This is a genomic window from Pseudoalteromonas sp. AWH4_217 (genome assembly GCF_056161105.1).
The window spans coordinates 46212-59729 of the sequence record NZ_JBSWYM010000001.1; the positions used below are offsets into that span (position 1 = coordinate 46212).

Genomic DNA, 13518 nt, shown 5'->3' on the forward strand with positions numbered 1-13518 from the left:
TGTGAGCAAAATAGAGTATCCTTTAAAGCTAGACGCTCCAGTTCAGAGATCAAGTGACGAACCGTCGGATCAGAGTTTTTCTAAGCTGGATTGCCTGAGATCAAATTTATACCAAGCGGATCCTCTTTGGATCATTTTTTTACCAACTAAATTGACGGATCCGAACAGGCAAACCTACTAACTTATTGATTTTAGATCTGTTCCAGTGCCAGATAAACGCAGATCCCAGACGTCACTTAGTAAGATCTCGATCTCAGGATCCAGATTAGACTCCAACTTAGTCAAGATCTGATCCCAACACTGACAACTAGGTATAATCTTGATCCCAGCATGATCATAAAACGACATTGTTACGCCGTGAAGTGGATGACACGACTTGAGTGCTCCAAACTGCAGATACAAAAATGCCGCAGTCCAAAGAGCTGCGGCATTTGCTACTAACCAAATTTAAATAGTTAGTATTTATTTGATCTGAGGAGCCAGCTCGCCAGACAGGTACTTCAGATGCATATCATCTAGTGAGATAGGCTGGATACGACCGGCCTGGCCTGCTGTACCAAATGCTTCGTAACGTGCAACACAAATTTCTGTCATGGCTTTTGTTGCTTCCGCTAAGTACTTACGAGGATCAAAGTTGCTCGGGTTATGCGCCAGGTGACGACGGATTGCCCCGGTTGCAGCCAAACGTAAATCAGTATCAATATTTACCTTGCGTACGCCGTGCTTAATGCCTTCGACGATCTGCTCAACAGGCACACCATAAGTTTCCGGGATCTCACCGCCAAACTCGTTGATCACTGCCAGCCACTCCTGAGGAACCGATGAGGAACCGTGCATTACCAGGTGTGTATTCGGGATACGGGCATGAATCTCTTTGATGCGGTTGATTGCCAGAATGTCACCTGTTGGTGGACGTGTGAACTTGTACGCTCCGTGCGATGTACCACAGGCAATAGCCAGTGCGTCAACACCCGTTTTCTTAACAAAGTCAGCAGCTTCTTCTGGGTCTGTCAATAGTTGATCATGCGTGAGCTTACCAACCGCACCAATACCATCTTCCTCACCTGCTTCACCGGTTTCCAGTGAGCCCAGTACACCCAGCTCACCTTCTACTGATACACCACATGCGTGTGCCATATCAACCGTGCGGCGTGTTACATCAACGTTGTACTCATAACTTGAAGGGGTTTTGCCATCTTCCAGCAAAGAACCGTCCATCATGACAGATGAAAAGCCAAGCTGGATTGAGCGCTGACACACACCCGGAGACGTACCGTGGTCCTGGTGCATAACAACCGGAATATGTGGCCATTCTTCTACTGCGGCCAAAATCATATGGCGAATAAACGGTGCCCCTGCGTACTTACGCGCACCTGCCGAACCCTGAACAATTACCGGACTGTTGGTTTTGTCTGCCGCTTCCATGATAGCGCGCATTTGCTCTTGGTTATTTACGTTAAAGGCAGGAACGCCGTAACCATGCTCTGCGGCATGATCCAGCAATTGACGCATACTGATTAAAGCCATTGTGCTTTCTCCAATTGTTGATGAGTGAAGCTGATATTGTCGATTCAGCATTCATACTCATCGATTTGAACGGGATAGATGTTAAGTGCTACACACTCAATTTGTTTCGGGAGTTAATTGTGAGAGAGTCCCAAAACCGGACCAGTACATCGGCCCGAAAACCTGATGCTGTGGCAAAGGCCACAGCAATTTGCCTGATTAAGCTTTCGCTCTTTGTTCAAGCATAGCGACTGCTGGCAGTTTTTTCCCCTCAAGGAACTCTAAAAACGCACCACCACCGGTCGAGATATAGGAAATTTCATCGGCTACGCCATACTTATCGATAGCAGCTAATGTGTCACCACCACCAGCGATTGAGAAAGCGCCAGACTTAGCAATTGCGTTTGCAATCGCTTCAGTACCATTGCCAAACTGATCAAACTCGAACACGCCTACCGGACCATTCCAGACCACAGTACCCGCGTTTGCAATGATTTTAGCCAGAGTATTGGCAGTCTCCGGACCAATATCAAAGATCATATCTGTGTCGCGTACTTCCGCCACATCTTTGATCTCGGCCACAGCAGATTCAGAAAACTCGTCACCAACAACCACATCAGTGGGAACGGGAATATCACCGTCATTTGCACGCGCCGCTTCGCTGAGCTTATTCGCTTCGGCAATCAGGTCTGGTTCGTACAGAGATTTACCAACAGGGTTGCCTGCCGCGGCAATAAAGGTATTCGCAATACCACCACCGGTGACCAACTGATCAACCACTTTTGACAATGAATCCAGTACCGTCAGCTTAGTCGACACTTTAGAACCACCAACGATAGCAACCAAAGGACGTGCCGGATTATCAAGAGCCTTGCCCAATGCATCGAGTTCAGCGGCCAGTAACGGGCCTGCACAAGCCACTTCGGCAAATAAACCAACACCATGTGTCGATGCCTGTGCACGGTGTGCGGTACCAAATGCATCCATTACATAGACGTCACACAACGCTGCCAGCTTTTTCGACAGGGCTTCATCATTCTTTTTCTCACCCACATTGAAGCGCACGTTTTCGAATACCACAACTTCGTTATCTGCGATATCTACGCCATCCAGATAGTTATCTACCAGGCGCACGTTTTGCTCAAGCGCATCGTTTAAGTAATCTACGACGGGCTGCATTGAATACTGCGCATCGTATTCCCCTTCCGTTGGGCGACCCAGGTGAGACATCACCATGACCTTGGCACCTTTTTCAAGGGCTAGTTTGATGGTAGGTAAAGACGCTCTGATGCGGGCATCTGATGTAACCTTGCCTTCTTTCACCGGTACGTTAAGATCTTCACGGATCAGAACGCGTTTGCCGTTTAAATCTAAATCCGCCATCTTAATGACTGACATTGACATCTCCTTCAAGAACGATACTTGGTTTTTAATTAACTTGTGTCATTGCTGCTGCGGTATCGAGCATACGGTTTGCAAACCCCCACTCGTTGTCGCACCACACCAACAATTTCGCCAACCGCTTCTGGCTGACGCGTGTTTGGGTACCATCTATGATACTGGAATGTGGATCATGATTAAAATCCACCGAGACCAACGGCTCCTCAGTGTAGTCCAGTATCCCTTGCAACGGACCTCTTGCGGCCTGTTGTAATGCATTATTCACCTGCTCAATAGTCACATCACTGTTTAGCGTAACACTCAGATCCATCGCGGTGACATTAATGGTTGGCACCCGAACGGCGATCGCTTCGAAACACCCATGAAATTTTGGCAGGATCCGCTCGATCCCCCTCGCCAGCTTTGTATCCACAGGAATAATAGACTGGCTTGCCGCACGGGTACGACGAAGATCCGGATGATATGCATCGATCACCTGTTGATCATGCATTGATGCATGGATCGTCGTAATGGTGCCGGAGCCTATACCAAAAGCATCATCCAACACATTTATGACAGGGACAATACAGTTAGTTGTACAAGAGCCATTAGATACAATGGTGTGCTCAGGGAGAAGCTCTTTATCATTGATCCCATACACTATGGTTGCATCAACATCTGCGTCGGCGGGATGAGAAAACAGCACTTTCTTTGCGCCTGCACGCAAATGTGACTGAGCATGAAAACGTGAATGGAATACACCGGTGCACTCTAAAACAACGTCGACATCGAGGGCATGCCAGGGCAAATGACTAGGATCTGCTTCGCTAAACAGCTGGATTTTATCGTCGCCGACTGTCAGGTAAGGTGCGTCAAGATGAACAGGGAAAGAAAAACGCCCATGCGAAGTATCGTATTTGAGCAAATGGGCAATACCTTGCGGATCGGCAAGTTCATTTATCGCGACGATTTGAATGTCTCGCTGGCGACCAGATTCATACAAAGCCCGCACTATGTTGCGACCAATACGACCAAAACCATTTATTGCCAGTTTGATAGTCATTAAATTGAAGATCCACCTCGTTGTGAAAAATTGGGGCAATTGCGTGGCACTCCGACTTTGATGCGCGGCACACGAATAAAAATCCCAAGTCTTCCGTATTAAGATGGCGCTATTGTAATCGACCAGGCAAAAATGTGTAAGAGATATGCAAAAATAATTATGTCAGTTGTCTAACCAACGCGCCATGCGCTCCGCCAAATTGACTATTCTGTGCCAATAACAGCTCAGCCGTACTCAGCGCATCGCTCAGTGCATGATGCTCAGAAGCGTGTGGTAACCCATAACGCTGACGACAGGCGGACAGGGTTAAACAATCTGCCGTAAGCGTTTGTCCTTGTCTGAGCAATCGATCCCGCTCTATCTGCATGGTATCCAGGATTAGCTTTGGCCGCGTCTCAATGTCGTGATGTACAAACGCCCGCTTGATGAACCCCCAATCGAGCAAAGCGTTATGACAGACCAAAATACGCTGTTCAAGCAAGCTGCCCAGTTGCTGCAATAAAGCTCGTAACGTATCACCCTGCTGCAGTGCTTGTTCATCGACACCATGGATCACCGGACTTTGTCCCAACTGATGTACCTCCTTGTTCAGCACGTGCCGCGCTGAGTTCAATATAACCCGGCCTTGTCGGATCTCCACCCAGGCAGCCGAGACAATCTCATCACGTTTAGGATCCAGACCGGTTAATTCAAGATCCAGCACCACCAAATCGGCTTCTGTAAACCTCAATTGGCGATAGGTATGCCAGTTTCGCAACCGTGATAACCAGTTCACAAGCTGCCCCTGGCAAATTTAAACGCACACGCCTGCTGGGCTTGTTTGACCAATTGGAAGGCCTCTTTGAGTTGATGCCGCTCCAGTGATCCCAGATGGCCGGGGTTGATGCAGTTTTCAGGTAAACCTTCTCGATCAATCTGAGTGCGCAAACGCAGCTGAGTCAAAAATCGCCAGCAGTCCTGCAAATTGGCAATGTCTTCATCACTGAGTAGCTTGTGTCCTTTCAGCGCCTTTAAGCGCTGTAATGTATTGGCTTTGCTGATCCCAGCTTGCAACGCGTAAAGACGGACAATATCGTTGATGATCACAACACCACGCTTTTTCAGATCCAGATATTTATGCTTATACTTGTCTTGCTGAAGTTTAAACTGATGAAACAAGCCAATCGGGACAGTATTCACATTGATATCAGCGGCCATGGCGGCATAAAACAGCTGGTTTTTTGGGATGTCGTTGAGATGATGCAGGAATTGTCCGAATAGCAGATCAGAGCCCGTGATAAATCGCAGGTCAAAGTAGATTTTACAATTGAGCATGGCATGGGGTGTCGGCGCATGGATCCAGGTTGTGAATCGCTCGCACCATTCACTGAGTGTGCCCCGACACGCCGGATTACTCGCCATGATATTTCCCGGACAAGTACGGATCCCGCATTCATCCAGCTGTTGACATACAAACGATCCGAGCTGCGCAAAATATGCTCTTTGCTCGTCGGTAACGCCCTCGGGCAGCAACAGGCCATTGTCCTGATCGGAATGCAGGGTTTGCTCTTCACGAGCCTGAGAGCCAAAACAGATCCAGGCAAACGGGGTGGGTGCAGTACCATGCTGCTGCTGGTATAAGTCGATCAAACGCCCTGTCAAAGCATCACTTAGCCCACTGAGTAGCTGTCCTATCAAAGAAATATCTTCGATCTTATTGGCAAACTCACTCAACAGATCCGGGATCTCCTTCGCCAGCTGCTTCACTTCACCGTAGCTGCGTGCTTTATAGATCCGCCCAATTAACTGTACCGGATCGCTTTTTTGCTGGCGTAAAAGATCGGTACTGGTGATCATACCCATAGGGGTGCGATCTTCATTGAGCACCGGCAGGTGATGAATATTATGTTTTAGCATCAGGTGAAGTGCCGAAAAGATGCGGTTGTTCTCAAAAATATATTTAGGTTTGACCGTCATGATCTCACGGATCGCCCTAGCTGGTTCGACCCCTTCTGCCAGCACCCGGTTCCGTAAATCGCGGTCAGTCACAACCCCCACGAGCTGCTTGTTCTGCGTCACCATGATCGAAGAAACCCGATGTTTCTTCATGACTTTGGCCGCATCCTGAATACTGGCCTGCGGCTCCAATGTTACCGCCGCCCTGCTCATCAGCTCACTGACCGGACGCTCCGACCAGCTCGTCGTCGACTCTTTATAGTGATTGGATAACAAGCGTTTGGCGTGGGCACGCACAAAATACTGCTCAAAAGGTTTGTACTCTCGGCGCAGAAAATCAAACGCAGCTTGTGGCAACACATACACCAGCCCGGCTTGAACCACTTCCAGTTGATTGCTGATCGGCTCACCCGTCAACAACGAAGGGTAGCCAAAATAGTCCCCTTCGGCTAATCGGGTGATCAGCTCAGCGTTCTCGGCGCGCAGATCGAAATGACCAGAGCGTACCAGATACAGCTGAGGTAATTCGCTTTTGAACCATTGCGCCTGATTCTGCGCGCTGACATAAATGATTTCCAGATGATCAACGAAGTACTCCGTCGCGCTGTCGGCCAACTGACCAAATGGCGCCTGCTGCTGCACAAAGGTCAGCACATCCTGAACATGAGCCGTCATAATCCCTCCCAAAAATAACAACTACTCCACAGCTTTCGCCATGAAGTAGTTGGTTTCTTCGCTATCAGAAAGTATCACTGTGAGTATTAATGCGCGTGTGCTGCAGAAGAGCCCTTCGGATTACGGATCCCATCGACCATTTGCTTCACTTCAAGTGGCGTCTCGGCCGTCAGTTTCATCACTATAGCAGCAATACCAAAGTTCACTAACATACCAATAATGCCAATCCCTTCAGGCGAAATACCAAACAACCAGTTCGCAGGCGTATTCAGTTCCGGGCTGACAAACTTAAAGTAGATAATGTAAGCCGCAGTGAAACCGATACCACATACCATACCGCTGATGGCGCCCTCTTTATTCATACGTTTGGAGAAGATCCCCATAATGATCGCCGGGAAGAAGCTTGCCGCCGCCAGACCAAAGGCAAAGGCCACCACCGACGCCACGAATCCGGGCGGGTTAATACCAAAGTAGGCAGAGATTGCAATGGCCACCATCGCCGACAAACGTGCCGCCAGGAGTTCTTGCTTATCACTGATATCCGGTTTGAGGGTGCGTTTGAGTAAATCATGAGAGACCGAGGTCGAGATAACTAATAGCAGACCCGCTGTGGTCGACAGTGCCGCTGCGATACCACCTGCCGCGACCAGTGCAATCACCCAGGCTGGTAAGTCGGCAATTTCCGGGTTCGCCAGTACCATGATGTCACGGTCAATTTTCACTTCATTGCGGCTCGCCGGGTCGTCAATCTTACCTGCTGAGTAGAACATTTTGCCATCGCCATTCTTATCATTGAATACGATAAGACCCGTTCTTTCCCAGTTTTTCACCCACTGTGGCGCCTCGGCATACGCCGTACCACTGCCATCTTTACCATTGATCGTATCAATCATATTCACGCGGGCAAATGATGCAACAGCCGGTGCTGTGGTGTATACAATGGCGATAAAGACTAAGGTCCAGGCCGCAGAAATACGAGTGTCTTTTACTCTGGGTACGGTGAAGAAACGTACGATAACATGTGGCAGACCAGCCGTACCGACCATCAGCGCCGCTGTGATAGCAAACACGTCAATCATGCTCTTGGAGCCTTCGGTGTATTGCGCAAAGCCGAGTTCGGTACTGAGCCCGTCGAGTTTATCCAGCAAGTAGGTTCCGGAACCATCCGCCAGGGTGCCACCAAAGCCGGTTTGCGGCAGTAAGTGACCCGTCATCATCAAGGAGATGAAGATAGCCGGTACTAGGTAAGCGAAAACCAGCACACAGTATTGTGCAACCTGCGTGTAGGTAATGCCTTTCATACCACCGAGTACGGCGTAGAAGAAGACGATCACCATACCGATATACACACCGGTTTCGATGTCAACTTCGAGGAAGCGGGAGAACACTACGCCAACACCACGCATTTGTCCTGCGATGTAAGTAAAGCAGATAAAGATTGCACACAGAATGGCCACAACCCGTGCCACCTGTGAATAATACCGATCGCCGATAAAATCGGGCACAGTGAATTTGCCAAACTTGCGCAGATAAGGCGCCAGGCACAATGCCAGCAGTACGTAACCACCGGTCCAGCCCATCAGATAAACGCCGCCATCATAACCGGCAAATGAGATGATCCCCGCCATAGAGATGAACGACGCAGCACTCATCCAGTCCGCGGCCGTTGCCATGCCGTTGGCCACAGGCGGTACACCGCCGCCGGCAACATAGAATTCATTGGTTGAACCGGCACGGGCCCAGATGGCAATGCCGATGTAGAGGGCAAAACTGAGCCCAACAATTATAAAGGTGAGAGTTTGAACATCCATCATAGCGCTCCTTATTCATCCACGCCGTATTTTTTGTCCAGTGCATCCATTTTGAATACATAGACAAAAATCAAAGCAACGAAGGTATAAATTGCGCCCTGCTGCGAAAACCAAAAACCCAATTTAAATCCGAAGAACCGGACCTCGTTGAGTACATCAACCAGCAGAATGCCGCATCCAAAAGACACCACAAACCACACTACTAATAGCTTAAACATTAAGGCTAGATTCTCTGACCAATATGCTTTTGCTTGTTCTTCACTTTTAAAAGCCATGATAAGTCCCCTTTCACACACCTGTCGCCGATGTGCTGGTGTTAATGACCTTTTGACTGTAGCAATGGCCCGTCAAGATGAAATTGAGACCTTAGTCGTAACGGCAAGGTTACGTTTACGTAAACTGCTGAATAAAATAATTTCAACAACCATTAAAAACCTTAAATTCAATTAGTTAGGGAATTTACATGGCAGGGTTAGCAAATTCAGGGACACGTATGCAGGAGATAAGACATTAGTCTAATTAACTCAATAAAAATCGAATAATTTTTTAAAATCAGGTGATTATGTCACTTTGGATTATCCGCAAGTGATGCTACTTTAAAGGCATAAAGACAATAACAAGCATTAACACAAGGGTTCACTATGACGGCTGCCTTGATCCTCGTTGCCATCGCCTATATCGGCTTACTATTCTGGCTGGCCAACTGGGGAGATAAAACCACGCCGGCTGCAACACGGATCAGTCACCATCCTTTTGTTTACGCCTTAGCCCTCGGTATCTATTGTACCTCCTGGACCTATTATGGCTCAGTAGGAACCGCCGCAACCAGCAGCTGGCACTATCTGCCCATTTTGCTTGGTCCGGCCCTGCTTTTTATGTTTGGTCAGGGCTTTTTGCGCAAGCTGATCCTGGTCAGTAAAAAGCAGAACATCACCACTATTGCCGACTTTATTTCAGCACGCTACGGTAAGCGTCAGACTACCGCTGTTATGGTGACCATGATAGCGTTGCTGGCCACTATTCCCTATATTGCACTGCAACTCAAAGCCCTGAGCAGCAGCTTTTTGTTGCTGCAACAGGGTACCCCGATCTCAGGGGGTATGCTGGCCATGACCGGGACTTTGCTGATGGCACTGTTTGCCATCTTTTTTGGTACCCGCAAAGTCGATGTGACCGAATATCGCTCCGGATTGATGCTCGCCGTCGCATTTGAATCCTTGATTAAATTGCTGGCACTGATGGCCGTTGCCGTCATAGCCATACAGGCTTTACTGTCACAAAACAGCGCCGATATGACGTTGTTTGCACACTGGCAGGGGTTTGATTTTTCCAATTTCAACTTTATCGGCCAGACACTGATGGCCGCCGCCGCCATCATCTGCCTACCCCGACAATTCCATGTGACTGTGGTCGACAATCAGGATAGTCGTCATCTGCGTACCGCACGCTGGGCATTCCCATTGTACCTCATCCTGATAGCGGCAATGATACTGCCCATCGCAAGCGCTGCCATTCATCCTAATATTGGTCAGGCCGTGGCAGCGGATAGCTTTGTACTGGCACTGCCCATGATGCAGGGCCATCCGCTGATCACCACCTTTGTGTTTATCGGGGGGTTATCCGCCGCCACAGCCATGATAGTGGTGGCAACACTCACACTCAGTACCATGCTCTCTAACGATGTCGTGCTGCCCCTGCTGCTAAAGCGTAAGTTTAAAAAGAACCGCCTGACCAGCAACTATAAAACCCGTATCCTGCTGATCCGACGCTTTATCATTGCCGCCATTTTGGTCCTGGCGTTCCTCTATCAGCAGTGGTTTGGCCATGGTGAAGCCCTGGCAAACATGGGCCTGGTGGCTTTTTCTCTGGTGACTCAGTTACTTCCGGCCATTGTCGGCGGACTATACTGGCGCAAAGGTCATGCTTATGGCGTCTATGCCGGTCTGCTGGCGGGCTTTTTATGCTGGATGTTATTCCTGATGTTTCCGGTGATAGAAGCCGGCAGCAGCCTGGACTTTGAAACCCGTCAGACCATCATCACCCGCGGCACCTTACTGGCGCTACTGGCTAATATCAGCTGTTATATCAGCTTCTCGTTGGGTGCATATGAGCGTCTGATAGATAAAATTCAGGCGGCTGCCTTTGTCAGCCCCTGGGAACAGGCCAGCGCCGCCAAACGCCTCAACAAAGACGTCAAAGCGACGGTGTATGACTTTACCGTGCTACTGCAAACCTTTTTAGGGATCCAGCGCAGTCAGCAGTTACTTAGCCACTATGCCATCAATCACGATATTGAAGACAGCAATGCCTATCCGAGCGCGGATTTTATTGCCTTTTGTGAGCGTGCACTCACTGGCGTGCTAGGGGCTTCTTCTGCCCGTGCGTTGATCCATGCCGTTTCCTCAGGTAAACAACTAGCTTTTGAAGAAGTGGTCAACTTTTTCGATGAGACTACCCAGGCATTGCAGTTCAACCAGAACCTGCTTTTCACCTCACTGGAAAATCTCAGCCACGGAATTTCAGTGGTGGATAAAGACCTCAACCTGGTTGCCTGGAACCGTCGTTATCATGAAATGTTTGAATACCCGGATGGTTTTTTACAAGTAGGCCAGAGTATTGAGGAAGTGATCCGCTTTAACGCTGAACGCGGCGAATGTGGCCCGGGAGAGCTTGAGAAACTGGTCGAAAAACGTGTACAGCATTTGAAAAATGGCACATCGCACCATTTCATTCGACATCGCAGTAACGGGCAAGTGTTCGAAATGACGGGTAACCCGCTGCCAGAAGGTGGCTTTGTCACCAGTTTCTCTGACATCACCAGCCACATCGACACGCAGAACGCACTGGAAGAGATCAACATGGATCTCGAGAACCGCATTGAGGCAAGAACACAAGAGATCCGTCTGATAAACCAGGATCTTAAAGCCCAGATTGCCAGCCGGGAGGAGACGGAGCAAGCCCTGGTTGCCGCGAAAAAAGAGGCTGAGCGCGCCAATGACAGTAAGACCCGATTTTTGGCGCTGGCCAGCCACGATATTTTACAACCGCTGAATGCCGCTCGCCTTTACCTGGCTGCGATTAATGAGGAGAAGCTGGAAGGTAACGACCGCAGTAATCTGGAAAAGCTGGGTGCCAGCTTGGATTCGACCGTTCATCTGATGTCCGCGCTACTGGACATTGCTAAACTGGAACAGGGCGCGATGAAACCCACACCTCGTCATTTTGACATCGATGAGATCATGTCGCCCCTGGCCAGTGAATATGCCATTTTGTGTCAGGAAAAAGGTCTGGCGCTGCATGTTAGAACCAGCCACCAGGTGATCCACAGCGATATTACCTATCTTCGCCGTATCGTGCAGAATCTGGTGTCCAATGCCGTCAAATATACTGAGCATGGTCGCGTTCTGCTAGCTTGTCGCCGCCGCAGCCACAGTGTTCGCATTGAGGTCTGGGATACAGGTCCGGGTATCACCGAACACGAACAACAGAAAATATTTAACGACTTTTACCGCATTCAAAGTGGCGACAATAAAGGCGTGGGGCTGGGACTGGGCGTTGTAAAGCGGCTGTGCGAGCTGCTTAGCATGCCCCTGGAAATGCATTCAATTCCGGGCAAAGGCAGTCGCTTCAGCGTAGAAGTGCCATTGGGAGATTATCAGCAGCTCCAGCAAAAAGCTGGCAGCGTGGAACAAAAGACTACCAGTAAGACACAACTTAATCTGGTTGTGGTGGATGACGACCCCAAAAACCTGGCCGCCATGGCCAGTTTGCTGGATAAGTGGCAATTTGGGTATCAGATGTTTGACAGGGCAACCAAAGCCCGGGAATATGCTTTAGACAATCCGGCACCGGATTTTATCCTGATGGATTATCAGCTCGATAATGATGAAAATGGCGTCAGCCTAATCCAAGATTTAAGGCAGTGCTGGGATACAAGGATCCCGGCCGTTCTCATTACTGCGGTCCGCGATGACAGTTTAAAGCTACAAGCCAAACAGGCTCAGATCCACTACCTGAGTAAACCGCTGAAACCCGCTAAGCTCAAGGCGCTACTTAGTCATGGCAGTTAATAGGCAAGCTGGATCTGATCGCGGCCATTGGCCTTGGCACGATACACCGCCTGATCAGCCATTTTAAGGGCATGACTGAACGGCATACTGGGGTTTACCTCAGCGACCCCAAAGCTGGCGGTGACATGGATCAACATGTTTTCCTGGCGCACTTCCATGTCCCGGACGGCCGTGCATAGCCGGTTGGCCACCATATGCGCATCGCTGACCGAGGTTTCTGGCAGCAAGACCACAAATTCTTCACCGCCTAAGCGACAAAAACAGTCTTCCACGCGCACCACATCCAGGCAACACTGGGCAAACTTTTGCAGCACTTTATCGCCGGCATCATGGCCAAAGTCGTCATTGATGCGTTTAAATCTGTCCAGGTCCATCATGATCAAGCTCATCGGCCGCTCCGTGCGCTGATGACGGCTCATCTCACGCTTGGCATGCTCCATCAGGAAACGACGGTTGTTCAGACCCGTCAGCATGTCCTGAAACGCCATTTTGGTGAGCTTTTGCTGCATCTGATATAACTCATGTACCAACAAACGACGGCTACAGCAATCAGCAACCATTTCCGTGATGGTCACTTCCCACTCCTGCCACTGACGCACATCAGCAAGCCCTTCACAGCACACCACTCCCAGTGCAATGCCATTTTTAAAAATAGCCGTATCCAGCATAGTCGCTATGTTGTGAGGTTTGAGGTAGATATCGGTAAATTCGCAGGTACGTGGATCGGTGCATGCATCCTCAGCAGCAATAGACTGGCCGCTGATAATGGTTGCAAAATAAGTAGGGAAATCTTCAATCGTCAACACTGGCAACTGCTGCGGCACCGCCTGCCAGTCAGTATTGGCGTAATTGAGTAACTTGGTCGGCTGATGCATGTCGTCAAACAACCACACCGACACACGATCGACCTGAAGCAAGGATTTTGCCTCAAAAATGATATCTCGCAAAAAGCTCTGATGTTCGCCGGAAACATCGACCTCTTGCGAGCTGATCCGCCGCAATTTTTGCGTGCTCTGAGTTAATCGATTCAAAGGTACTACCAAGTCGCAAAGCTGATGAGTTAGGGCATCGTCTTATT

General features: G+C 49.3%; 9 protein-coding genes. 1 reads left to right on the forward strand and 8 read right to left on the reverse strand.

The features are described 5' to 3' along the window. Positions 1 to 462: 462 nt before the first annotated feature. From fba to ACXAH1_RS00255, 7 genes are all read right to left on the reverse strand, one after another. Positions 463 to 1527, reverse strand: coding sequence for a class II fructose-bisphosphate aldolase (fba, locus tag ACXAH1_RS00225; protein WP_054014697.1), 1065 nt, complete (start codon positions 1525 to 1527; stop codon positions 463 to 465). 198 nt (positions 1528 to 1725) lie between these two features. Then, entirely contained in the window at positions 1726 to 2904 is a 1179-nt protein-coding gene (locus ACXAH1_RS00230; RefSeq protein WP_253046880.1) for a phosphoglycerate kinase, read from the reverse strand. A 31-nt stretch (positions 2905 to 2935) separates the two neighbouring features. Then, the gene (gene epd / locus ACXAH1_RS00235; RefSeq protein WP_253046878.1) at positions 2936 to 3949 is read right to left on the reverse strand and encodes an erythrose-4-phosphate dehydrogenase; all 1014 of its coding nucleotides are present in this window, start codon (positions 3947 to 3949) and stop codon (positions 2936 to 2938) included. Between the two features lie 157 nt (positions 3950 to 4106). Next, the gene (locus ACXAH1_RS00240) at positions 4107 to 4724 is read right to left on the reverse strand and encodes a 3'-5' exonuclease (RefSeq protein WP_253046875.1); all 618 of its coding nucleotides are present in this window, start codon (positions 4722 to 4724) and stop codon (positions 4107 to 4109) included. Beyond that, the gene (locus tag ACXAH1_RS00245; protein WP_475192854.1) at positions 4721 to 6559 is read right to left on the reverse strand and encodes a DUF294 nucleotidyltransferase-like domain-containing protein; all 1839 of its coding nucleotides are present in this window, start codon (positions 6557 to 6559) and stop codon (positions 4721 to 4723) included. The genes ACXAH1_RS00240 and ACXAH1_RS00245 overlap by 4 nt, the downstream gene beginning before the upstream one ends. Positions 6560 to 6645: 86 nt before the next feature. Further along, positions 6646 to 8370 carry a sodium:solute symporter family protein gene (locus ACXAH1_RS00250; protein ID WP_475193287.1) on the reverse strand — a complete coding sequence of 575 codons (1725 nt, stop codon included), beginning with the start codon at positions 8368 to 8370 and terminating at the stop codon, positions 6646 to 6648. Positions 8371 to 8381: 11 nt separating this feature from the next. Further along, positions 8382 to 8645, reverse strand: coding sequence for a DUF4212 domain-containing protein (locus ACXAH1_RS00255; RefSeq protein ID WP_010383473.1), 264 nt, complete (start codon positions 8643 to 8645; stop codon positions 8382 to 8384). A 366-nt stretch (positions 8646 to 9011) separates the two neighbouring features. Here ACXAH1_RS00255 and ACXAH1_RS00260 point away from each other — a divergent pair, with 366 nt between their 5' ends. Further along, positions 9012 to 12440, forward strand: a complete 3429-nt coding sequence (locus ACXAH1_RS00260) for a PAS domain-containing hybrid sensor histidine kinase/response regulator (protein WP_475192856.1) — start codon at positions 9012 to 9014, stop codon at positions 12438 to 12440. On the opposite strand, the gene ACXAH1_RS00265 is transcribed toward ACXAH1_RS00260, so the two are convergent. Next, positions 12437 to 13471: a sensor domain-containing diguanylate cyclase gene (locus ACXAH1_RS00265; protein ID WP_138550654.1), complete on the reverse strand. Its 1035-nt coding sequence runs from the start codon at positions 13469 to 13471 to the stop codon at positions 12437 to 12439. The two genes, ACXAH1_RS00260 and ACXAH1_RS00265, sit on opposite strands and share 4 nt — an antisense overlap. Between the last annotated feature and the right edge of the window lie 47 nt (positions 13472 to 13518).